General features: G+C 48.2%; 28 protein-coding genes, 3 tRNA genes and 1 pseudogene. 15 read left to right on the top strand and 17 right to left on the bottom strand.

The annotated features are described in order from the left end of the window. The first annotated feature begins 41 nt into the window (after positions 1 to 41). From RTW80_RS03900 to rzpD, 11 genes are all read left to right on the top strand, one after another. Entirely contained in the window at positions 42 to 320 is a 279-nt protein-coding gene (locus RTW80_RS03900) for a hypothetical protein (protein WP_032200798.1), read from the top strand. Position 321: 1 nt separating this feature from the next. After that, entirely contained in the window at positions 322 to 1380 is a 1059-nt protein-coding gene (locus RTW80_RS03895; RefSeq protein WP_001718109.1) for a DUF968 domain-containing protein, read from the top strand. Further along, positions 1381 to 1746 (top strand): RusA family crossover junction endodeoxyribonuclease, encoded by a 366-nt coding sequence (locus RTW80_RS03890; RefSeq protein ID WP_312718442.1) that lies wholly within the window; start codon positions 1381 to 1383, stop codon positions 1744 to 1746. Continuing rightward, positions 1743 to 2432 (top strand): bacteriophage antitermination protein Q, encoded by a 690-nt coding sequence (locus RTW80_RS03885; RefSeq protein WP_312718439.1) that lies wholly within the window; start codon positions 1743 to 1745, stop codon positions 2430 to 2432. The genes RTW80_RS03890 and RTW80_RS03885 overlap by 4 nt, the downstream gene beginning before the upstream one ends. Before the next feature lie 210 nt (positions 2433 to 2642). Continuing rightward, positions 2643 to 2718 (top strand) — tRNA-Ile (locus RTW80_RS03880). A gap of 80 nt (positions 2719 to 2798) precedes the next feature. Then, a tRNA-Thr gene (locus RTW80_RS03875) sits at positions 2799 to 2874 on the top strand. A gap of 3 nt (positions 2875 to 2877) precedes the next feature. Next, positions 2878 to 2952, top strand: a tRNA-Gly gene (locus tag RTW80_RS03870). Positions 2953 to 3244: 292 nt separating this feature from the next. Next, positions 3245 to 3460 carry a class II holin family protein gene (locus tag RTW80_RS03865; RefSeq protein WP_000839572.1) on the top strand — a complete coding sequence of 72 codons (216 nt, stop codon included), beginning with the start codon at positions 3245 to 3247 and terminating at the stop codon, positions 3458 to 3460. A gap of 4 nt (positions 3461 to 3464) precedes the next feature. Next, a complete protein-coding gene (locus RTW80_RS03860) occupies positions 3465 to 3815 on the top strand; it encodes a YdfR family protein (protein WP_000193280.1) in 351 nt (116 codons plus the stop codon). Between the two features lie 63 nt (positions 3816 to 3878). Next, positions 3879 to 4412 (top strand): lysozyme, encoded by a 534-nt coding sequence (locus tag RTW80_RS03855; RefSeq protein WP_207286944.1) that lies wholly within the window; start codon positions 3879 to 3881, stop codon positions 4410 to 4412. Further along, positions 4409 to 4870 (top strand): prophage endopeptidase RzpD, encoded by a 462-nt coding sequence (gene rzpD / locus RTW80_RS31250; RefSeq protein ID WP_001255095.1) that lies wholly within the window; start codon positions 4409 to 4411, stop codon positions 4868 to 4870. Before RTW80_RS03855 ends, rzpD begins: the two co-directional genes overlap by 4 nt. Positions 4871 to 4901: 31 nt before the next feature. Here the strand turns inward: rzpD and iss are convergent, their stop codons facing one another. Continuing rightward, positions 4902 to 5195, bottom strand: coding sequence for a Bor family protein (gene iss, locus RTW80_RS03845; RefSeq protein WP_207286943.1), 294 nt, complete (start codon positions 5193 to 5195; stop codon positions 4902 to 4904). Between the two features lie 162 nt (positions 5196 to 5357). Between iss and RTW80_RS03840 the strand changes: the two are divergent. Next, positions 5358 to 5531, top strand: a pseudogene (locus RTW80_RS03840) (tail fiber assembly protein); the annotation flags it as partial. A 232-nt stretch (positions 5532 to 5763) separates the two neighbouring features. Here the strand turns inward: RTW80_RS03840 and potB are convergent. Further along, positions 5764 to 6627, bottom strand: coding sequence for a spermidine/putrescine ABC transporter permease PotB (gene potB / locus RTW80_RS03835; RefSeq protein WP_000799406.1), 864 nt, complete (start codon positions 6625 to 6627; stop codon positions 5764 to 5766). Then, positions 6611 to 7747 (bottom strand): spermidine/putrescine ABC transporter ATP-binding protein PotA, encoded by a 1137-nt coding sequence (gene potA, locus RTW80_RS03830; protein WP_000531601.1) that lies wholly within the window; start codon positions 7745 to 7747, stop codon positions 6611 to 6613. Before potA ends, potB begins: the two co-directional genes overlap by 17 nt. 249 nt (positions 7748 to 7996) lie before the next feature. Here potA and pepT point away from each other — a divergent pair, with 249 nt between their 5' ends. Further along, positions 7997 to 9223 (top strand): peptidase T, encoded by a 1227-nt coding sequence (gene pepT, locus RTW80_RS03825; RefSeq protein WP_000359441.1) that lies wholly within the window; start codon positions 7997 to 7999, stop codon positions 9221 to 9223. A gap of 48 nt (positions 9224 to 9271) precedes the next feature. Here pepT and roxA read toward each other — a convergent pair whose 3' ends face one another. The 8 genes from roxA to rluE all read right to left on the bottom strand — a co-directional run bounded on the left by roxA (position 9272) and on the right by rluE (position 17104). Further along, positions 9272 to 10393, bottom strand: a complete 1122-nt coding sequence (gene roxA, locus RTW80_RS03820) for a [50S ribosomal protein L16]-arginine 3-hydroxylase (RefSeq protein ID WP_001295435.1) — start codon at positions 10391 to 10393, stop codon at positions 9272 to 9274. A 75-nt stretch (positions 10394 to 10468) separates the two neighbouring features. Then, a complete protein-coding gene (gene phoQ, locus RTW80_RS03815) occupies positions 10469 to 11929 on the bottom strand; it encodes a two-component system sensor histidine kinase PhoQ (RefSeq protein WP_000735409.1) in 1461 nt (486 codons plus the stop codon). Then, positions 11929 to 12600 carry a two-component system response regulator PhoP gene (gene phoP / locus RTW80_RS03810; RefSeq protein WP_001265471.1) on the bottom strand — a complete coding sequence of 224 codons (672 nt, stop codon included), beginning with the start codon at positions 12598 to 12600 and terminating at the stop codon, positions 11929 to 11931. The genes phoQ and phoP overlap by 1 nt, the downstream gene beginning before the upstream one ends. Positions 12601 to 12768: 168 nt before the next feature. Further along, on the bottom strand, positions 12769 to 14139 hold the full coding sequence (gene purB / locus RTW80_RS03805; RefSeq protein WP_000423742.1) for an adenylosuccinate lyase: 1371 nt from the start codon (positions 14137 to 14139) through the stop codon (positions 12769 to 12771). Between the two features lie 3 nt (positions 14140 to 14142). Further along, the gene (gene hflD / locus RTW80_RS03800) at positions 14143 to 14784 is read right to left on the bottom strand and encodes a high frequency lysogenization protein HflD (protein WP_001297479.1); all 642 of its coding nucleotides are present in this window, start codon (positions 14782 to 14784) and stop codon (positions 14143 to 14145) included. A gap of 35 nt (positions 14785 to 14819) precedes the next feature. Then, positions 14820 to 15926, bottom strand: a complete 1107-nt coding sequence (mnmA, locus tag RTW80_RS03795) for a tRNA 2-thiouridine(34) synthase MnmA (protein WP_001297484.1) — start codon at positions 15924 to 15926, stop codon at positions 14820 to 14822. 53 nt (positions 15927 to 15979) lie between these two features. Beyond that, positions 15980 to 16441, bottom strand: coding sequence for a phosphatase NudJ (gene nudJ, locus RTW80_RS03790; protein ID WP_000476093.1), 462 nt, complete (start codon positions 16439 to 16441; stop codon positions 15980 to 15982). Between the two features lie 9 nt (positions 16442 to 16450). Next, on the bottom strand, positions 16451 to 17104 hold the full coding sequence (gene rluE / locus RTW80_RS03785; RefSeq protein ID WP_001248694.1) for a 23S rRNA pseudouridine(2457) synthase RluE: 654 nt from the start codon (positions 17102 to 17104) through the stop codon (positions 16451 to 16453). Between the two features lie 171 nt (positions 17105 to 17275). Between rluE and icd the strand changes: the two genes are divergently transcribed. Then, the gene (gene icd, locus RTW80_RS03780) at positions 17276 to 18526 is read left to right on the top strand and encodes an NADP-dependent isocitrate dehydrogenase (protein WP_000444488.1); all 1251 of its coding nucleotides are present in this window, start codon (positions 17276 to 17278) and stop codon (positions 18524 to 18526) included. 102 nt (positions 18527 to 18628) lie between these two features. Here icd and RTW80_RS03775 read toward each other — a convergent pair whose 3' ends face one another. The 6 genes from RTW80_RS03775 to bluF all read right to left on the bottom strand — a co-directional run bounded on the left by RTW80_RS03775 (position 18629) and on the right by bluF (position 22424). Beyond that, on the bottom strand, positions 18629 to 18952 hold the full coding sequence (locus RTW80_RS03775; protein ID WP_032247661.1) for an anti-adapter protein IraM: 324 nt from the start codon (positions 18950 to 18952) through the stop codon (positions 18629 to 18631). Between the two features lie 256 nt (positions 18953 to 19208). Next, the gene (locus RTW80_RS03770; protein WP_120795380.1) at positions 19209 to 19253 is read right to left on the bottom strand and encodes a protein YmgK; all 45 of its coding nucleotides are present in this window, start codon (positions 19251 to 19253) and stop codon (positions 19209 to 19211) included. A 235-nt stretch (positions 19254 to 19488) separates the two neighbouring features. Further along, positions 19489 to 19599 carry a hypothetical protein gene (locus tag RTW80_RS03765; RefSeq protein ID WP_032082692.1) on the bottom strand — a complete coding sequence of 37 codons (111 nt, stop codon included), beginning with the start codon at positions 19597 to 19599 and terminating at the stop codon, positions 19489 to 19491. Between the two features lie 52 nt (positions 19600 to 19651). Continuing rightward, positions 19652 to 20056: a DUF1398 domain-containing protein gene (locus tag RTW80_RS03760; RefSeq protein ID WP_000373101.1), complete on the bottom strand. Its 405-nt coding sequence runs from the start codon at positions 20054 to 20056 to the stop codon at positions 19652 to 19654. Positions 20057 to 20276: 220 nt separating this feature from the next. Next, positions 20277 to 21008, bottom strand: coding sequence for a DNA-binding transcriptional repressor BluR (gene bluR / locus RTW80_RS03755; protein WP_000332303.1), 732 nt, complete (start codon positions 21006 to 21008; stop codon positions 20277 to 20279). Between the two features lie 204 nt (positions 21009 to 21212). Then, positions 21213 to 22424, bottom strand: coding sequence for a blue light-responsive regulator BluF (bluF, locus tag RTW80_RS03750; protein WP_001299269.1), 1212 nt, complete (start codon positions 22422 to 22424; stop codon positions 21213 to 21215). 313 nt (positions 22425 to 22737) lie between these two features. Between bluF and ycgZ the strand changes: the two genes are divergently transcribed. After that, positions 22738 to 22974 (top strand): regulatory protein YcgZ, encoded by a 237-nt coding sequence (gene ycgZ / locus RTW80_RS03745; RefSeq protein WP_000554154.1) that lies wholly within the window; start codon positions 22738 to 22740, stop codon positions 22972 to 22974. Positions 22975 to 22993: the final 19 nt, after the last annotated feature.

Raw genomic sequence — 22993 nt, 5'->3', positions numbered from 1 at the left:
TGAACTCCCGCTGAGTAACACCGTGCCACCGGAGAAAACCGATGGCACGCAACGCAAAATATTACAATCATGATAATTCGACCGTTCTTGCCCACACGCACGAGCGGTATTCTCATGCATTTAAGTCAGACTGGTACCAGCATCCCCCATGCACTGAAGAACAGGCCGAATGGCTCATTCAGTGTTACCGCAGGCGCGGATGCGAGGTTAAAAAAGCCCTTAGCCTCGACTACCGTCACTGGATAATCTCCGTCAGGCTCCCTTACTCCGAACGGCCACCGCGTCCGTCCTGCACATTCCAGCAACGGATCTGGAGGTAATGTGCGGGTATTACTTCGACCTGTTCTGGTTCCGGAACTCGGGCTGGTGGTCCTTAAGCCAGGCCGTGAATCCATGCCGGTATTCCACAATACCCGGGTACTGGTGGAGCCGGAACCGAAAAGCATGCGTAATCTGCCGTCCGGGGTCGTTCCTGCCGTTCGCCAGTCGCTGGCGGAGGATAAATCATTACTGCCATTTTTCAGCGACGAACGAGTGATTCGTGCTGCTGGTGGCGCTGGCGCATTGTCTGACTGGTTACTGCGCCATGTTAAATCCTGCCAGTGGCCACACGGCGATTATCACCACAGTGAAACCGTCATTCACCGTTATGGTACCGGCGCAATGGTGTTGTGCTGGCACTGCGACAACCAGTTGCGTGACCAGACCTCAGAATCACTTGAGCAACTTGCTCACCAAAACTTGTCAGCATGGATGATTGACGTCATCCGTCACGCAATCAGCGGTACGCAGGAGAGGGAGTTATCGCTGGCCGAATTATCCTGGTGGGCGGTCTGCAATCAGGTGGCTGATGCGCTTCCGGAGTCTGTATCGTGTCGTTCACTGGGATTACCGGTGGAAAAAATCCGCTCCGTATACCGTGAGAGTGACATCGTACCGGGAGAACAGACTGCCACCAGCATACTGAAGCAGCGCACAAAAAATATTGCGCTGCCACTTCACGTCCACCAGCAACAGCCCCCACTCCAGGAAAAGACGTTAGTAAGCATCGCCGTTGATCCGGAGTCTCCGGCTCAGTATCTCCAGCGCCAGAAACCACAACGGGAAGAGATGCCTGTATACACGCGCTGGGTAAAAACGCAGAAATGCATGACGTGCGGTAATCAGGCAGATGATCCGCATCACATCATTGGTCATGGCCTGGGAGGTATGGGAACAAAGGCTGATGATTTGTTTGTTATTCCGCTGTGCCGTAAATGTCATAACGAACTGCACGCCGGGGTAAAAGATTTTGAAGAAAAATACGGCAGCCAGCTGTTGTTGCTGATTCGTTTTTTAATGCACGCGAGAAATTCGGGTGTCCTGAAGTGGAAAGCATGAATGACTGAACGCATAGAATTTGTTTTGCCTTACCCGCCGACGGTGAATACCTACTGGCGACGTCATGGCAATACGTATTTCATCTCGGAGGCCGGAAAGCATTATCGCCGTGATGTGGCGCTAATTGTTCGCCAGCAGCGGCTGAAATTAAACCTGTCCGGAAGACTGGCAATAAAAATTACTGCAGAGCCACCGGATAAGCGCCGCCGCGACCTGGACAATATCCTGAAGGCACCACTGGATGCGCTGACGCATGCCGGACTACTTATAGACGACGAGCAGTTTGATGAAATCAATATTGTGCGCGGTCAGCTCGTTCCTGGTGGGCGGCTGGGGATAAAAATCACAGAACTGGAGTGCGCATGAATAACCAGTATTTACAGTTTGTGCGTGAGCAGCTCATTATCGCCACCGCTGATTTGAGTGGGGCAACAAAAGGTCAGCTTGAAGCCTGGCAGGAGAATGCCATGTTCGATACAGGGCGTTACAGGCGTAAAAAAATCCGGTACCGAGATGAAGTGACCGGAAAAATGATTACGCGGGATAATCCACCAATCCCGGGGAAACAATCGCTGGCGAAGGGGACGTCAATTCCTCTGGTCAGTCCGGTTGAGTTTTCGACATCATCGTGGCGGCGGGCTGTTCTGTCTCTTGAAGAACATCATAAAGCCTGGTTGTTGTGGAGTTACAGCGGGAGTATTTGTTGGGAATATCAGATCGTGATAACACAGTGGGCGTGGAATGAATTTAATACTCAATCCGGTACCAGAAAAATTGCAGGGAAAACGCAGGAACGCCTGAAAAAATTAATCTGGCTGGCGGCGCAGGCAGTAAAAGCAGAACTTTTTGGTGGGGAAGGTTATGAATACCAGGAGCTGGCATTACTGGCGGGAGTGACAACTAAAAACTGGTCCAAAACATTTACTCGTCACTGGGTTGCAATGAAACACATTTTTCACCGACTGGATAGTGAGGCTTTATTGTTTGTAATGAGAACACGTTCAAAACAAAAGGCGGCATTTTCAAAGCAAAGTGTTGCAAAAGTAGATTGAAAGGCATATATTTCATGCAAATCTGATATTTTGCCGATTTTGTACGTGATGGCAAAAGCAAACAAAACCCGCCCACAAGCGGGTTTTTTTGTGCCACTTATCTCGGATAGAAATGGTGAATGCGCTGGTGGAGGAAGTAAGGGTAATTTTTAACTAGGTGATTCTTGAATGCTTGCAACATTTATTTCGTAACGTTATTATCCTGCGCCCGGCCCTTTAGCTCAGTGGTGAGAGCGAGCGACTCATAATCGCCAGGTCGCTGGTTCAAATCCAGCAAGGGCCACCAACCGTCACCAGTTCATCAGGAAAGAGCGTCAACCCTTTAAGTTGAGTGTGCGAAGTTCGAGTCCCCGGTGGCGGTCCAGTGCCGACTTAGCTCAGTAGGTAGAGCAACTGACTTGTAATCAGTAGGTCACCAGTTCGATTCCGGTAGTCGGCACCATATGCGGGCATCGCATAATGGCTATTACCTCAGCCTTCCAAGCTGATGATGCGGGTTCGATTCCCGCTGCCCGCTCCAGTTAGAGTCTTTCAGTCTGCGATGATGGGAAATCCCGGAGTGACTGAAAGACGTTTAAGTTATGAATGATCGCTTTTTTTTGCAAAATTGCTGTGCAGAAATACTAACCTTCGGGCAGGCGATCATTCATAAGCACTCTGCTTTTATTCCGATTAACTGTGGGTGGTTTGTTGGATAGAGTGCTTTCCTTACTGTATATATTGTTTCGCCCGCTTTTGCGGGCTTTTCTTTTCAAATCCCTTTCATTTCTCAGTGTAAAACTACGCCATCCGTTATTTGCGGAGGTGAGGCTATGAAATCCATGGACAAAATTTCAACGGGCATTGCCTATGGCACCTCCGCAGGCAGTGCTGGCTACTGGTTTTTACAGTGGCTTGATCAGGTCAGTCCGTCACAGTGGGCTGCGATTGGTGTGCTGGGGAGTCTGGTTCTGGGCTTCCTGACTTATCTGACAAATCTGTACTTCAAAATCAGAGAAGACAAGCGTAAGGCTGCACGGGGAGAGTAATTCAATGACTCAAAACTATGAACTGATTGTGAAAGGGATCCGCAATTTTGAGAATAAAGTTACGGTAACTTTAGCGTTACGGGACAAAAAACGCTTTGACGGTGAAATTTTTGACCTGGACATCTCGCTGGACCGTGTTGAAGGTGCCGCGCTGGAGTTTTATGAGGCAGCAGCCAGAAGGAGCATCAGACAGGTCTTCCTGGATGTTGCTGCCGGGTTATGTGAAGGGGATGAGCAGTCGCCGGAAAAGCGCCCCGTAATTTTAGAGGCGCAGAATGTATGGATAACCTACAAAGGAAAGCTACCGGGAAGAATTACTGGTTCTCTGAAGACTCCTCCGGAATCACAACCTTAAGTCACTGACCGGAACAGATAAACCTGTCCGTGGGCAGAAACCGATAAATCCTGATAAATATCCATGAACGCAAAAATCAGATACGGCCTGTCGGCTGCCGTTCTGGCACTGATTGCCGTCGGTGCGCCCGCGCCTGATATTCTCGACCAGTTTCTGGATGAAAAAGAAGGTAACCACACAACGGCATACCGCGATGGGTCCGGCATCTGGACCATCTGTCGGGGTGCCACGATGGTGGATGGAAAACCCGTTTTTCCCGGTATGAAACTGTCGAAGGAAAAATGCGACCAGGTTAACGCCATCGAACGTGATAAGGCGCTGGCATGGGTGGAACGTAATATTAAAGTACCACTGACCGAACCACAAAAAGCGGGTATCGCGTCATTTTGCCCCTATAACATTGGCCCCGGTAAGTGTTTCCCGTCGACGTTTTATAAGCGGCTTAATGCCGGTGATCGTAAAGGTGCCTGTGAGTCGATTCGCTGGTGGATTAAGGACGGTGGGCGTGATTGCCGCACACGTTCAAATAACTGCTACGGACAGGTTATTCGTCGTGACCAGGAAAGCGCATTAGCCTGTTGGGGGATAGATCAGTGAGAAGAGTAGCCGCGATTATCTCCGCTCTGGTTATCTGCATCATCGTCTGCCTGTCTTGGGCTGTTAATCATTACCGTGATAACGCCATTACCTACAAAGCCCTGCGCGACAAAAATGCCAGAGAACTGAAGCTGGCGAACGCGGCAATTACTGACATGCAGATGCGTCAGCGTGATGTTGCTGCGCTCGATGCAAAATACACGAAGGAGTTAGCTGATGCGAAAGCTGAAAATGATGCTCTGCGTGATGATGTTGCCGCTGGTCGTCGTCGGTTGCACATCAAAGCAGTCTGTCAGTCAGTGCGTGAAGCCACCACCGCCTCCGGCGTGGATAATGCAGCCTCCCCCCGACTGGCAGACACCGCTGAACGGGATTATTTCACCCTCAGAGAGAGGCTGATCACTATGCAAAAACAACTGGAAGGAACCCAGAAGTATATTAATGAGCAGTGCAGATAGAGTTGCTCATATCGATGGGCAACTCATGCAATTATTTTGAGCAATACACCCGCGCTTCCAGCGGAGTATAAATGCCAAAAGTGATGAAACCGAGCAATCCATTTACGAATGTTTGCTGGGTTTCTGTTTTAACCACATTTTCTGCACCACCACAAATTTTTGCTGCATCGACAGTTTTCTCCTGTCCAATTCCCGAAACGAAGAAATGATGGGTGATGGTTTCCTTTGGTGTTACTGCTGTCGGTTTGTTTCCAACAGTAAACGTCTGTTGAGCACATCCTGTAATAAGCATTGCCAGAGCGGCAGAAAACAACATTTTTTTCATCTTATTATCCTGCATTGTTAAAAACGGCAGAATCCTATGTGACAACAATTAAACGATAGTTAAATGGATTGATGAAAATTAAAACTATATAGGTGGATGCTCAGCCTATTGGAGGTACAGCAGGAGCCGAATGGCTGGAAGACCGTCACCACACAGTTCTACATCCAGGAATTCAGTGAGTATATTGCGCCACTGCAGGATGCTGTAGATCTGGAAATCGCAACGGAGGAAGAAAGATCGTTGCTGGAGGCATGGAATAAATATCGGGTGTTGTTGAATCGTGTTGATACATCAACTGCACCTGATATTGAGTGGCCGACTTCACCTGCAGAGTAATCAACGGCGCAGGGATGATATTTTGTGCTTGAAGTGCCTCCCCGACCATTCAGATAGTCGGGGAGGGGGGATTGGGATTATACGCAATCAGTTTTAGTTAAAGACCGAAGTTCTCGAAAAATCTTTCTCCAAAACCAGAATGCAATTGATTGATTTTGATAGGATCTATAATGCCGTTACCTTAAACGGCAAAACCACTCAAAAACAAACCTAATGCATTGAATATAAAGGATTAATCATCTAATTCGCTCACCTTCTTATTCAGCAGACGAGAAGCGCGCCAGTAAACCAGCAACATCAGGCCCATTACGATAGTCAGCGTAATGCTGGTGGCTGCACCAAACGGCCAGTCACGAATATTGAGGAACTGTACCTTGATGACGTTACCGATCAGCAGGTTTTTCGCACCGCCCATCAGGTCGGACACATAGAACAGGCCCATCGCTGGCAGCATCACCAGCAGACATCCGGCAATAATCCCCGGCATCGTCAGTGGAATAATTATGCGGATAAAAGTCTGTAACTTGCTGGCACCGAGATCGCGCGCCGCCTCAAGCAACGGCTTATCCAGTTTTTCGATACTGGAGTACAGCGGCATCACCATAAACGGCAGCAGAATGTAAACCAGACCGATAATCACCGCACTGGGCGTGAACATGATACGGATTGGTGTGTCGATAACGCCCAGCCAGAGCAAAAACTCGTTGAGATAGCCTTTGGTGCTGAGGAAAATTTTCAGCCCGTAGATACGAATCAATGAGTTGGTCCAGAAGGGAACAATCAGCAGAAACAGCAGCAGCGGACGCACCTTGTGTGGCAGCTTCGCCAGAAACCAGGCAAACGGGTAGCCCAGCACCAGGCAGGCGAGGGTGGCGATCAGCGCCATATTCAGCGAGTGCAATAGCACTTCAAAATAGAGCGGATCGAGCAGACGCGTGTAGTTATCCAGCGTAAAGACCATTTTGACGAAACTGGCGTCGTCGCGGGTCAAAAAGCTGGTGCCAATGATCATCAGGTTGGGCAGAAAGACAAACAACACAAGCCAACCGACAATAGTGACAATCACTACATTCTGGAACTTACTTGTGTTCTTCATCAGCCAGTACGACCTCCCAGCTTTCTACCCAATTAATGGCCATTTTTTGGTCGAGAGAGTGGTCAAAGTCAGGGTCGTCTTCATTGAAGAATTCGCTGACCATCACCATCTTGCCATTTTCCAGTTCAACAACCGACTCCAGCGTCATGCCTTTGTAGTTACGCTCACGAACGTAACCAATCAGCCCTTCAGCGTGGTTGTCGTCGTTAATCTCTTCAACACGTAAGTCTTCCGGGCGCAGCAGAACATGCAGTTTTTGCCCCGGTTCAACGGCGAAGTTAACGTAGATATTACATTCGCGGCCTTCAACGTTGGCGCGTACGCGCTGCTCGTCGAGACGTTCGATGACAGTGGCGTTAAACATATTGATTTCGCCAATGAAGCCGGCAACAAACAGGTTTTTCGGCTCTTCGTAAATTTCGCGCGGTGTACCATCTTGCTCAATACGACCCTCGCGCATCACCACAATCCTGTCTGACATGGTGAGCGCTTCTTCCTGATCGTGAGTGACAAAGACGAAGGTAATACCAAGCTTACGCTGTAACGCTTTCAGCTCGTTCTGCATTTGCTTGCGCAGTTTGTAATCCAGCGCTGAGAGCGACTCATCCAGCAACAACAGACGAGGCTTGTTAACCACCGCGCGGGCAATGGCGACGCGTTGCTGTTGACCACCAGAGAGCTGATGCGGTTTGCGTTGAGCGAAGGTTTCCAGCTGCACCATCCGCAGGGCTTCCATCACGCGGGGCGTAATTTCAGCAGCGGGGGTTTTTTGCATGCGCAACCCAAAGGCCACATTTTCGAACACGGTCATGTGGGGGAAAAGTGCGTAGCTTTGGAAAACAGTGTTCACATAGCGGTTTTCCGCCGGAACGTGGGTGATGTCCTCGTTATCCAGCATGATGCGTCCGGAATCAACAGTTTCCAGACCTGCAATCAGGCGAAGAACGGTTGTTTTACCGCAGCCAGAAGGGCCAAGCAGCGTGAGGAACTCGCCATTGTTGATAGTCAGATCCAGCTGGGGAATGACCTCTTTACCATCAAAGCATTTGCGAATTCCCGCCAATTGCACCAGCGGTGAAAGCGAACTCGGTTGTTTATTCAATTTTTTACTCTGTCCCATGTAAACGCAACGGATGGCTTACCGATGCGGGGTTTGTGGTTAACCACCTTGGTGACTCTTAATGAGGGCGGTAATTCTACGGCAAACCGCTTGAATCGCCAATCTTTGTTGTGAATTACTGGCTTAGCTTTATATTCATTAAGGTAATGCTGATAAATATTCCCGCTTGCAGGGGTAAAAGTGACCTGACGCAATATTTGTCTTTTCTTGCTTCTTAATAATGTTGTCACAAAAAGTGAGGGTGACTACATGGATAAACTACTTGAGCGATTTTTGAACTACGTGTCTCTGGATACCCAATCAAAAGCAGGGGTGAGACAGGTTCCCAGCACGGAAGGCCAATGGAAGTTATTGCATCTGCTGAAAGAGCAGCTCGAAGAGATGGGGCTTATCAATGTGACCTTAAGTGAGAAGGGCACTTTGATGGCGACGTTACCGGCTAACGTCCCTGGCGATATCCCGGCGATTGGCTTTATTTCTCATGTGGATACCTCACCGGATTGCAGCGGCAAAAATGTGAATCCGCAAATTGTTGAAAACTATCGCGGTGGCGATATTGCGCTGGGTATCGGCGATGAAGTTTTATCACCGGTTATGTTCCCGGTGCTGCATCAGCTACTGGGTCAGACCCTGATTACTACCGATGGTAAAACCTTGTTAGGTGCCGATGACAAAGCCGGTATTGCAGAAATCATGACCGCGCTGGCGGTATTGCAACAGAAAAACATTCCGCATGGTGATATTCGCGTCGCCTTTACCCCGGATGAAGAAGTGGGCAAAGGGGCGAAACATTTTGATGTTGATGCCTTCGATGCCCGCTGGGCTTACACTGTTGACGGTGGTGGCGTAGGCGAACTGGAGTTTGAAAACTTCAACGCCGCATCGGTCAATATCAAAATTGTCGGTAACAATGTTCATCCGGGCACGGCGAAAGGAGTGATGGTAAATGCGCTGTCGCTGGCGGCACGTATTCATGCGGAAGTTCCGGCGGATGAAAGCCCGGAAATGACAGAAGGCTATGAAGGTTTCTATCACCTGGCGAGCATGAAAGGCACCGTTGACCGAGCCGATATGCACTACATCATCCGTGATTTCGACCGTAAACAGTTTGAAGCGCGTAAACGTAAAATGATGGAGATCGCCAAAAAAGTGGGCAAAGGGTTACATCCTGATTGCTACATTGAACTGGTGATTGAAGACAGTTACTACAATATGCGCGAGAAAGTGGTTGAGCATCCGCATATTCTCGATATCGCCCAGCAGGCGATGCGTGACTGCGATATTGAACCGGAACTGAAACCGATCCGCGGTGGTACCGACGGCGCGCAGTTGTCGTTTATGGGATTACCGTGCCCGAACTTGTTCACTGGCGGTTACAACTATCATGGTAAGCATGAGTTTGTGACTCTGGAAGGTATGGAAAAAGCGGTGCAGGTGATCGTCCGTATTGCCGAGTTAACGGCGCAACGGAAGTAAGCGAAAAGGGATGCGGCATGTGATGCCGCATCCGGCTTAAATCCAAACTTACCCTTCGAAGAACCAGTATCCGCTATTGACCAGCGCCGCGAGCATCGCGAGGAATGACGGATCTTCCAGCGCATCGCCAAAATTCTCCGCGGTCAGCGCAATGTTGCTGGCGAGTGCATCCAGTGCCGGACGGTGCGGGGAATCGATCTTCTCACCATTGGCATACACGTCGTCGCCAATGCGCAATACGCGCAGACCACCCAGGCGCACCAGCACATCACCTTGTTTCAGCGCATCGTAGATTTCATCCGGCTGATAAGGCGGCTCTGGCGGCGCGATATCCAGTTCATGACGTGACTGGGATATAAACTCGCCAAACCATTGCTTAAAGTGTTCCGGCTGGTTGATCAATTCGAGCATCATCTCACGCAGTTTATCCATCTCTTGCGGCAGAACGTCCGCAGGATGAGCGCGAGGTGGAACATCAGGATCGCTGTAGTAGTTGCCGCCCAGTTCACGTTGCAGCACATAATCGGCAAATCCGCTAATTAATTCCCGCGTATTTGGCGCGCGAAAACCCACGGAATAGTTCATCGCATTTTCCAGCGCGTAGCCTTCATGCGGGAATCCTGGCGGAATATAAAGAATATCGCCAGGCTCCAGCTCTTCATCGATGATGGCTTCGAACGGATCGACCTGTAACAGATCCGGGTGTGGGCAGTGCTGTTTCATTTGCAGCTTTTCGCCCACTCGCCAGCGACGACGTCCGGTACCCTGAATGATAAACACGTCGTACTGATCGAGATGCGGGCCGACGCCGCCGCCAGGTACAGAAAAAGAGATCATCAGATCATCAATACGCCAGTCCGGTAGTTCACGGAACGGTCGCATCAGCGCGGCGGTCGGCTCATGCCAGTGATTTACTGCTTGCACTAACAATGACCAGTTAGTTTCACCGAGATGATCGTAGCTTTCGAACGGACCGTGGCTGACCTGCCATTTGCCATCCTGGTGACTGACCAGTCGACTGTCGACTTCGCTTTCCATCGCCAGACCCGCCAACTCGTCTGGAGAGATCGGGTCAATAAAATTATTAAAGCCGCGTTTTAACACCACCGGGCGTTTCTGCCAGTGACGTTCAAGAAAATCGGGCCAGTTAAGAGTGAGTTGGTATTCCATGTTAAGCATCCACAGGCTGGTATCTGCAACCGATTATAACGGATGCTTAACGTAATGCGTGAAGTATGGACATATTTATTCATCTTTCGGCGCAGAATGCTGGCGACCAAAAATCACCTCCATCCGCGCACCGCCCAGCATGCTCTCTCCGGCGACGATTTTACCCTCATATTGCTCGGTGATTTCGCGGGCTACCGCCAGCCCTACACCTTGCCCAGGGCGTAAAGTATCAACCCGTTGACCACGGTCGAAAATGACCTCTCGCTTGCTTAATGGAATACCGGGTCCATCATCCTCGACCACAATATAGAGATGCTCGTCGGTTTGCCTTGCAGAAATTTCGACAAACTCGAGGCAATATTTACAGGCATTATCCAGCAGATTGCCCATCACCTCGACAAAATCGTTCTGCTCACCGACAAAGCTGATCTCTGGCGAAATATCGAGAGAGATATTGACCCCTTTGCGTTGATACACTTTGTTCAGCGCCGAGGTGAGATTGTCCAGCAGTGGGGCGACCGGATGCAGCTCGCGGCTAAGCAATGTCCCGCCGCGCATACTGGCACGATGCAGGTAGTAGCCAATTTGCTGTGAAATGCGGCTGATTTGCTCCAGCATTACCGGTTCAGCATCACTGACGCTCATCTTTTCACTACGCAGAGAACGCAGCGTACTTTGCAGCACCGCCAGTGGCGTTTTCAGACTATGGGTCAGGTCGGTGAGCGTCGTACGGTATTTGTCGTAACGTTCGCGTTCACTTTTTAACAATCGGTTCAGGTTTCGTACCAGACTGGTCAGTTCTCGCGTTGTGGCTGGATTGAGCAATTCGCGGTTATGTTCTTCCAGTTCGCGGACTTCTTTTGCCAGGGCTTCGATGGGGCGTAAACTCCACCAGGCGGCGACCCACAGCAGCGGGATCACTAACAGCAGATTGGCTGAGAGCACATAGATAAACCAGCTCCAGACCATATAGGAACTTTTTAGCTCCACCGGAATGGTATCCACCACCACAATGGTTAATTTTGGCATCCGCGATGTTGCCGGGTAGACGTTTACTGCCACCGAGTGGGTCATCTCCGCGTCGTCGTCATCTTCCCGCACTTCCTGCAACTGTTGCTGTATCGAATGATCTCCACTCAGCAAGAGGCTGGTATCGTTAACATCCGCTTCAATTTCATGAAAACCATTCGATTTCAGCCAGTCAGGCTGGATCATCTTCATCAGCCAGGGCACGTCACGTTGCGCCCATAAAAGCTGCCCGTTCTCATCATAAATTAGCGTCATGGTGGGGCTTTGCTTGTCGATATTTTCTGGTAACTCGACATGCAACTTATTGTTTTCCCACTTCGCAAGGGTATAGAACAGATTGCTTTCGCCACGTAACAGCCGAAACGTAGTTTTATCGAAACTGACGCTATAACCGATCAGCGCGACCATTCCGTAGGCAAGCGAAAGCACCAGTACTACCGCTGCCGTTGCCAACAGAAAACGTACCCGCAGCGAGAGCGGGAAAAAAAGACGCAGTAATTTTTTCATCAGCGCAATTCGAACAGATAGCCCTGGCCGCGAACGGTGGTAATCACTTCTTGCGGATATTGTGCCTGAATTTTTTTGCGCAGACGTCCCATCAGTACATCAATGGTATGGCTTTCCCGCAGCTCCGCATCCGGATAGAGTTGTAGCATTAACGAATCTTTGCTCACCACTTTGCCATTATTGCGTATCAACGTTTCCATAATGGTGTATTCGAACGCGGTCAGTTTGATCACTTCGTCATTAATAGATAATTCACGGCGAGAGAGATCAACCTGAAACGGGGGGAGCGAAATGACCTGTGAAGCCAGACCGCTATTACGCCGCATTAATGCCTGCATTCGCGCCATCACCTCTTCAATATGAAACGGTTTAGTCACATAATCATCAGCACCGGCACTTAATACTTCGACTTTGTCCTGCCAGCTTTCACGGGCGGTTAATACCAGAATCGGCAGTGAAACATCGTTGCTACGCCAGCGGCGAATCAGTGACAGACCGTCCTCGTCTGGCAATCCGAGATCGACAATCGCAATATCCGGTATATGTTCATTGAGATAATAATCGGCTTCTTTGGCATCTTCTGCGTCATCGACCTGATGACCAGCATCCTGAATCTGAACTTTAAGGTGGTGACGTAACAACGCATTGTCTTCAACAACCAGTACGCGCATTTTTATTTCTCCCTGTCTTAATTATTAAAATAGTGTAACGCGATTATGTGGTTATGGGGGTAAACATTAAATAAACCAGCGGGGAGGGGAGGTAAAGTGAAAAAATAAAAAGCGGATAATCTTAATAAGCAGGCCGGACAGCATCGCCATCCGGCACTGATACGAGGTTTATTTCAGCTCATCAACCATCGTGATAGCTCGACCAATATAGTTAGCCGGCGTCATCGCTTTCAGGCGGGCTTTCTCTTCTTCTGGCAACGCCAGACCATCGATAAACTGCTTCATGCCTTCGGCGTCAACGCGCTTACCGCGAGTCAGCTCTTTCAGCTTCTCGTACGGTTTTTCGATGCCATAGCGACGCATAACTGTCTGGATTGGTTCAGCCAGCACTTCCCAGTTGTGATCCAGTTCATCCAGCAGATGGTCACGGTTCACTTCCAGTTTGCTCACGCCTTTCAGGGTGGATTGATATGCAATCAAGGCATAACCGATACCCACGCCGAGGTTACGCAGCACGGTAGAGTCGGTCAGGTCACGCTGCCAGCGGGAAACCGGCAGTTTGCTTGCCAGATGCTGCAATACCGCGTTGGAAAGGCCCAGATTCCCTTCGGAGTTTTCGAAGTCGATCGGGTTAACTTTATGCGGCATGGTGGAAGAACCAATCTCACCAGCAATGGTTTTCTGTTTGAAGTGGTTAAGGGCGATATAACCCCAGACGTCACGGTCAAAGTCGATCAGAATAGTGTTGAAGCGCGCAACGCAATCAAACAGTTCGGCAATGTAGTCGTGCGGTTCGATCTGGGTGGTGTACGGGTTCCACTGAATACCCAGCGAGGTGACGAACTCTTCGCTGAACTGATGCCAGTCAACTTCCGGGTAAGCGGCGATGTGGGCGTTATAGTTACCGACCGCGCCGTTGATTTTGCCGAGGATCTCCACCTGGTTAAGCTGGCGGTACTGGCGCTCCATACGGTAGGCGACGTTTGCCATCTCTTTACCGATGGTTGACGGCGTGGCTGGCTGACCGTGGGTACGAGACAGCAGCGGGATATCGCGATACTGAACGGCGAGATCTTTAATGCCATCAATCAGTTGACGCCAGTATGGCAGGATCACTTCATCACGCGCGGTTTTCAGCATTAATGCGTGGGAGAGGTTATTGATATCTTCCGAAGTACAGGCAAAGTGGATGAATTCAGAAACCGCGTGCAGTTCCGGGATCTCCGCCACTTTTTCTTTCAGGAAATACTCAACCGCTTTAACGTCGTGGTTAGTGGTACGCTCGATAGTTTTGATGCGCGCCGCATCTTCTTCGCTGAAACTGGCGACGATTGCATCAAGGTAACCGATTGCGTCGGCAGCAAAAGCAGGAACTTCCTTGATCGCTGCGTGCGCGGCCAGTTTTTGCAGCCAACGTACTTCAACTTGTACACGGAATTTCAGCAAACCATATTCGCTGAAAATCCCGCGCAGCGCGCTGACTTTATCGCCGTAGCGTCCATCGACAGGGGAAACGGCGGTCAGTGAGGATAATTCCATAGATCACAACTCCGGGGTTAAATGAGCAAGAATTTGTTTTGCCTGAGTGGTCAGGCGATTACGAGAAAACATCAGTTGCAGACGTCCGCCGCCGACCTGGTGCCAGAGCACGGCGGCGCGAATGCCTGCCAGCAGGGTTGCGCGAACTTTCGCCTGCACTTGTGGGCTTTGCAGTACAGCAGGGGAACCGGTGACCTGAATGCGCGGGCCAAGCGGGCTAATCACATCAACATAGATAGCAGCCATCGCGCTCATCAGCGTTTCGGACTGTAAATCGAAGTGTTCGAGCTGGCGTTGCAGGCCGTTGATCCGGTTGCCCAGAGTGTCGAGCGCGCCTTTCGCTGAGGAGAGTTTGCGCTCAAGCACCATCAAGCTGAGTGTGTAGCGGGTTAATTCGGCGTTTAAGCCCTGGCGACTGCTGGCATTGAGCACGCCGAGCAGGGTTTCCAGCCCGACGCGCAGGTTGGCTTCGCTACCGCCAAAAACCGCCAGCGTCGAGCTGGGGTTCATATCAATAATACTGTTGAGTGAGACGTGTAGCGCATCGGCATCACAATGCCCCTGGTGAGCGAGTTGTTGCACCAGGCGTGCCGACTGACAAATACCGGCCAGGGCGAGGGTGATGTCATAGTAATTCTTTGCCACGTTCACTGCTTCCTTGTTTTAAGTAAAGATAATAATCAGACCGGCAGCGGCAGACGCTGCTCAATAATACCGCCACCGAGGCACACTTCACCGTTATAGAAGACGGCAGACTGGCCCGGCGTCACGGCGGCAACCGGTTCATCGAAAATCACTTCAATGCGATCATCGTCCAGCGCCTTGACGGTGCAAGGGATATCGGTCTGGCGATAGCGGGTTTTTACCGTGCAACGCATAGTGCCGGTGAATGGTTCGCGATCGACCCAGTGCAACTGCTGGGCAATCAACCCGACAGACATCAGCCGCGGGTGTTCATGGCCCTGAGCGACAACCAGAATGTTGTTTTCGACGTCTTTGTCCACCACATACCACGGTTCTTCGGTACCTTCTTTGGTGCCACCGATACCTAGACCTTTACGCTGACCGAGAGTGTGATACATCAGCCCCTGGTGCTCACCAATTTCATCGCCATCGACGGTAATGATTTTGCCCGGTTGCGCCGGGAGATAACGGCCCAGGAACTCGCGGAATTTACGTTCGCCAATGAAGCAAATGCCGGTAGAGTCTTTTTTCTTCGCGGTGACCAGACCAAGATCTTCAGCAATCTTACGCACCTGCGGTTTTTCCAGTTCGCCGACCGGGAACAGGCTTTGCGCAATCTGCTCATGGCTGAGCGTATAAAGGAAGTAGCTCTGGTCTTTATTGCTGTCCAGACCACGCAGCAGGCGGCTCTTGCCATCGACATCGGCCCGACGTACGTAATGACCGGTAGCGATATAATCGGCACCTAAATCTTCGGCGGCAAATTCGAGGAAGGCTTTAAATTTGATCTCTTTGTTGCACAGAATATCCGGATTCGGCGTGCGACCGGCTTTATATTCGGCAAGGAACAGTTCGAAGACGTTGTCCCAGTACTCGGCAGCAAAGTTAACGGTGTGCAGTTCAATGCCGAGCTTGTCGCAGACAGCCTGGGCATCAGCCAGATCCGCTGCCGCTGTGCAATATTCCTCACCGTCGTCTTCTTCCCAGTTCTTCATAAACAGGCCTTCGACCTGATATCCCTGTTGTTGCAACAGCCAGGCAGAAACGGAGGAATCGACACCGCCGGACATGCCGACGATTACTTTTTTTGCGGTTTCAGACATTGGATCACTCACGACATTGAACTTCAAGGCGGCGTATTCTATCACGCAGCCTTTTAGATGACACCCTTTGTAAAAGGCCAGTTAAAATCGCCAATCATCTCCAGCGGATAACGTTGCCCGCTTTGATAACAACGAATACTTTCCGCCACCAGCGGCGAACGAAGATTTGACGCCTGTAAAATTTCTTCGGCGCTGACCCAACGGCAGCAGTCGATATCGCTGTCATGAGGCTGGGTCGGGCATATTTGCTCAAGCTCAATGGCAAAGAGGAAACGCAAAAACGGCGTTTTATCTGGCGCAATCCACTGATGCATACGAATAAAGTGTTGCGGCTGCGCGCTGATGCCGGTTTCTTCCCACAGTTCACGGGCGGCGGCTTCCACTAAGGTTTCATCGGCTTCCAGATGCCCGGCAGGTTGGTTCCATAACGCTTTACCATTAATCGTCTCTTCAACGACTAAAAATTTGCCTTCTGCGTGCACCACGCAAGCAACGGTAACGTGCGGTTTAAACATTTTGCATCCTTAATCTGTCACTTCTCGCCATTCGCCATTGGCAAGATTATCCAAAGAGTAATCACCCATCGCATAGCGAATCAGTCGCAGCGTGGGGAAGCCAACATGGGCGGTCATGCGGCGCACCTGGCGATTACGTCCTTCATATAAGGTGATCTTCAGCCAGCTGGTGGGAATACTTTTGCGTTCACGAATTGATGGATTCCGCGGCCATAACCACGCGGGTTCGTCAACCAGCTCCGCGCCGGCGGGCAGGGTAGGGCCATCATTTAAGGTTACGCCATTGCGCAAGGCTTCAAGTGCGTCTTGTGTGGGAATACCTTCCACCTGCACATAATAGATTTTTCCGGTGCGTTTACCCGGCTGGGTTAAACGCGCCTGCAACGCGCCGTTATTGGTCAGCACCAGCAACCCTTCGCTATCGCGGTCAAGGCGACCTGCTGCATAAACGCCCTGAACCGGGATGAATTCTTTTAATGTTTTGCGTCCGGCTTCATCGGTGAACTGCGGAAGAACATCGTAGGGTTTATTGAACAGGATCACACGCGTGGGCTGGTTTTCAGGTTTACGCCTGGTAGAACGTTGCGAGCTGAATCGCTTAACCTGGTGATTTCTAAAAGAAGTTTTTTGCATGGTATTTTCAGAGATTATGAATTGCCGCATTATAGCCTAATAACGCGCATCTTTCATGACGGCAAACAATAGGGTAGTATTGACAAGCCAATTACAAATCATTAACAAAAAATTGCTCTAAAGCATCCGTATCGCAGGACGCAAACGCATATGCAACGTGGTGGCAGACGAGCAAACCAGTAGCGCTCGAAGGAGAGGTGAATGGAAAGTAAAGTAGTTGTTCCGGCACAAGGCAAGAAGATCACCCTGCAAAACGGCAAACTCAACGTTCCTGAAAATCCGATTATCCCTTACATTGAAGGTGATGGAATCGGTGTAGATGTAACCCCAGCCATGCTGAAAGTGGTCGACGCTGCAGTCGAGAAAGCCTATAAAGGCGAGCGTAAAATCTCCTGGATGGAAATTTACACCGGTGAAAAATCCACACAGGTTTATGGTCAGGACGTCTGGCTGCCTGCTGAAACTCTTGATCTGATTCGTGAATATCGCGTTGCCATTAAAGGTCCGCTGACCACTCCGGTTGGTGGCGGTATTCGCTCTCTGAACGTTGCCCTGCGCCAGGAACTGGATCTCTACATCTGCCTGCGTCCGGTACGTTACTATCAGGGCACTCCAAGCCCGGTTAAACACCCTGAACTGACCGATATGGTTATCTTCCGTGAAAACTCGGAAGACATTTATGCGGGTATCGAATGGAAAGCAGACTCTGCCGACGCCGAGAAAGTGATTAAATTCCTGCGTGAAGAGATGGGGGTGAAGAAAATTCGCTTCCCGGAACATTGTGGTATCGGTATTAAGCCGTGTTCGGAAGAAGGCACCAAACGTCTGGTTCGTGCAGCGATCGAATACGCAATTGCTAACGATCGTGACTCTGTGACTCTGGTGCACAAAGGCAACATCATGAAGTTCACCGAAGGAGCGTTTAAAGACTGGGGCTACCAGCTGGCGCGTGAAGAGTTTGGCGGTGAACTGATCGACGGTGGCCCGTGGCTGAAAGTTAAAAACCCGAACACTGGCAAAGAGATCGTCATTAAAGACGTGATTGCTGATGCATTCCTGCAACAGATCCTGCTGCGTCCGGCTGAATATGATGTTATCGCCTGTATGAACCTGAACGGTGACTACATTTCTGACGCCCTGGCAGCGCAGGTTGGCGGTATCGGTATCGCCCCTGGTGCAAACATCGGTGACGAATGCGCCCTGTTTGAAGCCACCCACGGTACTGCGCCGAAATATGCCGGTCAGGACAAAGTAAATCCTGGCTCTATTATTCTCTCCGCTGAGATGATGCTGCGCCATATGGGTTGGACTGAAGCGGCTGACCTGATTGTTAAAGGTATGGAAGGCGCAATCAATGCCAAGACCGTAACTTATGACTTCGAACGTCTGATGGAAGGCGCTAAGCTGCTGAAATGTTCAGAGTTTGGTGAAGCGATCATCGAAAACATGTAATCTCTCCATGTGTTAAATATTGAAACGGGCGTATAACACGCCCGTTGTTTTATTTATGTGGATATTATTAATAGCATATCGAGCATATTTATATGAAGCCCATTACTTGAGCCCATATGGGCATATTTTTATAATGCAACTATTATGTAAACATTTATTTATTATTTTGCTTTCTCCTGGAGGACACTCTTGACTGCTTTTGAGTAAACTCCATAAATCCTTGTTGAATGGTGCGATGTGATAAATAGTAATAGGATATTCTTTATCCTTAAGGATAATACCAGACTTAACCGGTGTAAATATACTGCCAGGAGGGAGAAATATAGTAGATTGATACCAGATGATCATTTTCATATTACCCCATATGGCTGAAAAAGATATACCACATGTAGGTTGAATTACCGTGTCAATTACTATCCACTTCATTTGTTATGTCTTATCCCACGGTATTTAATATGGTTCATTAGGATGTTTATTTCTTGATTTTGCATATGAGTATATTACCCCCCCCTCAAAAAAATAAATTAATTAAAATGATGGCTTATATAAAATAAAATTTAAAGCAAGGAATCTCAATGGATGTTAAACAAAATGAGATTTTGTGAAAGCAATAAATTATTGACTTCGTTTTAGATTTGTTTAGCTATAATGTTATACATTCAAATGACTGAACATCCTGTAATTAAAACATAGCCTTTATGCTACTTTGTGCCAATTTGCTAAACATTATGGTTGCCTTTTTATATAACGATAATAATGAATATAAGCATGACATGAGAATAAGGTTTCAATTTTTGAGTTATATAGGAATGATTTAACCTGTTCCTGGCTAAAATACATATAACCGGATGATGACTAAACCAAAATACATGTGCGTTAAGTATTGAAACGGACGTGTGGCACGGCCGTTGTTTTTATAAATATGTTAACCGTTATAAAATAACGTATCAAAAGTCAAGTGATCACATTTCAAATATCAAGTTGATAGTATTAGTCTGGTGATTATTTATGGGTGACAATAAAAAGACAGTATTAATCATCCATAGAGATAGTCTCTGCACTTTTATTTCCATTATGCTAATGCCTTACTGAATTATGAAGCATTTCTTAAGTATCCAACTTTAGCTAGATTAATGGTTTATTATTTTCTACATCTTCAATATATAAAAGCGTATTATCAATGGCGTAGTAACTGCGTTTGTTATGATTAACATCAGTAACCCACCGGAAAACGCCCGCGCCTGCCAGTGTTGAACAGTATTCCCGAAATGTAGATTTTCCGCAAATATGAAGCAATGCGGCCTCTTTTATTTTAGCAGGGTTCTTGGTCGTACTAACTTTTAACAGGTTCCTGGTTCCTCTTAATAACAAAACCGTATCATCGTGAGTAATAATTCTGATGTTATCCGTAGCCAGATAATAAATGTAATGTGCAATACGGTGATGTTTTAATTCTGAATAAAACCAGGAGAAGTTTTGCTCTTTTCTCACTTGCTCAAACATCTTTTGAAAAACAACGACCTGATCCATCAGGATAATAACCTCTTGTTAGTTGTGAGACTGCGTAGTGTGCACGATCGGTTTTACCACTTCAATCTGGTCTGTCCTTTGGCTGTGATATGTACAGAGTGTGATAGAGGGAATATCTGAATTCTCCCGGTGAGCATTTTGCAACGGACCAGCTCCGGTACAAACGCTGTTGTGGGTTCAGATTATAACATTCTGTCTAAGGGGCGGGATAAAGGTGAAATTAGGGGGCATGAAAGATGACTTTATAACCTTGCTCACCCCAGTGTTGTAAAAGTTCGTTTTGCCTTCTCGTTGGTGCCATGCCTGTCCAGACAATCAATGTTTGCGTCGGGAACAGTTCCGGGCGCGGCGATTCAATGGGATCAGCAAGAACAGAAATGTGCCATCCTGACAATGATAAACGCCATGCTTCCAGCCACAATCGTGCTCTCTCTTCAACATTCCACGCCATCAGAATGGCTTCTTTACCGGGCTTACGGCGCATTTCGAAAAGCGAGGTTGCTGCGTATTCAATTAATGCGCCGTCAAACATACTGCTCATAATGCGGGAGGTGTTGTGATCAAGCACGAGACGCTGGCGAACAGGAAGGTAAACATGATTAATCAATTGATCTACTGGGTACTCTCGACCCAGTGAAATAATTCTCGCGCGTAGTTTGGCAGGATTAGCCATGCGAAGAATTGACATCATCTCTTCTTGCAGGCGGCTCCAGTCATCTTCCGTATCCTGGCTGGTGGTTTCCAGTAATGCTTTAACTTTGCCTACAGGGACGCCATTACTTATCCAACGCTTGATCTCTTCGATGCGTTGTATGTCTTCTTCATCAAAGAGTCGGTGTCCGCCTTCACTGCGCTGTGGTTTTAACAAACCGTAGCGGCGTTGCCAGGCCCGGAGAGTGACAGGATTAATCCCGCAACGTTCAGCAACATCACCAATGCTGTAATAAGCCACAATTCCTCCTTGCGGTCACAAATCTCCGTCGCCTGTACACGACCCAATAATACTTTGTACAATATACGCTAAAATTGTACAAAGTATAAATAAGATTTCAGCTAAATTGGATGAAACATTATTTTTAATGTGGATTAAATTTAAACGTAACGTATTCATTTTCACGATGATCTACTGAAATCATGTGAAAGAATGTGCTGAAAATTATTTTTTCTCTGGCCACGCTATGGAAGGGATACCATTCAATTTAGCTTTAGCAAACAGATCTCCCTGAAACATCTCAATTCCTGCGGATTCAAGCCACATCCACTCTTCTGGTGTTGCCACGCCCATAGCACTGACTTGAATTTCAAGTGATGTACAGCATTTTATGATCGCCTGAATAATTGCCTGCCGTGGCCCACTTTTATGAACATTGGTAATCAATTCCTGACTGATTTTAATTCTGTCAGGCTGGAAGCGTGACAGGAGTAACAAACCAGCAAAACCTGCGCCAAAATGATCAATTGCTACACTGATACCAGCAGCCTTTAGCGATTTAATCGCTTCGGCAAACTCATCAAACCGAGATATGACTTCACTTTCAGTAAATTCAACGATGATTTGTTCAGGCACCAGAGCATTGGCCTTTATTTCATTAAGTAAAAAAGAGACTGCGTCAGGTTCGTTAACCAGGGTCATAGGTAATAGATTGATTGAAATCATTTTATCACCGAGCTCAAGTGCGTGTGCCATCGTGAATGCAAGCGCCTTACTTTTGAGATCCGCTGTGTAGATTTCCCCGTCTTTACGCTGCCCAACCGCTATGGCTGATGGGCTATCTTCATTTTTTTGCACAATGGCTTCAAAAGCGATTATCCGCCGCGATAAGGGATCGACAATAGGATGAAAGGCAAAGTGGTCGTTTATAGTTGGTGAAAGGGCACAGGAATCAAGTTCTTTATCAGATCCGTCAGCGATAAAAAGCCAGGAGTCTTCGGCAGGGATCTCGAAATAGGTTGATTGTTCGGTTGCAAGGACAAAAGTACGAAAAAATTGTAGCGCTCTGTCATCATAAGTTAGCTGAAATTTTGATGTGCCTTTGTCGAATACGGCCTGTAAAACGTCATCTCGCTCGTGCAGGCGCAAATCAAATAATTCCATTCCCGCTTTGCCAAAACGGCGAGCAGGCGCGTAATCGCACAGCAGCTCAACAATATTATAGTGCCGTGGATCCTGGCATATAGCCCGATATATCATTTTAACCTGTTCTTCCGGACCTTCCAGAAGCTGGAAAAAATGAGAACCATTAAACAGTAAGATCCCTGTTACGTCAGACTGCATGTTCCTGCGATTTGCTATAGAAACCATTTCTTCGATTTTTTTGACAGGTTCGTCGTCACGTATATGGCTACGATAAATAAGGGTGGTAAGCATTAACAATCCAGGGTAATGGGTGAGGCGAGAGTAAGACGGTAACAGACATATCTTCTTGTGTCTTTCTTTTAATACCAAAACATAACCGTTTCTTTACATTGATAAAAAATGGAAAAAGTTGAACACTAGTTGGCGAAAAATCTTGTATATATTGTCAGTTAAATGATGCAATATTTTTTATCATAACACATTGTTTTATATGCATTAGCACTAATTGCAAAAAATTAATTTATCATTCTGTACACATATTTCGTACAAGTTTGCTATTGTTACCTCACTTCACATTGATTAACATTTTTAACAGAGGCGTAGCATGCATCAAAATTCAGTGACTTCAGATTCTGCGGGAGCAATCACTCGTTACTTTGCAAAAGCTAACTTGCCTACTCAGCAGGAAACTCTCGGGGAAATTGTGACTGAGATTTTGAAAGATGGACGTAATCTGAGTCGAAAGTCGCTTTGTGCCAAACTTCTTTGCCGACTGGAACAAGCGACAGGGGAAGAGAAACAGAAACATTATAATGCACTAATTGGGTTGCTTTTTGAATAATGCAACAGCCTGATTATTT

The sequence above is a fragment of the Escherichia sp. AM3 genome (assembly GCF_032029835.1).
Taxonomy (GTDB): domain Bacteria; phylum Pseudomonadota; class Gammaproteobacteria; order Enterobacterales; family Enterobacteriaceae; genus Escherichia; species Escherichia coli.
Note: the sequence above shows the minus strand (reverse complement) of the source record. Positions and strands in the feature narration are given on the sequence as shown.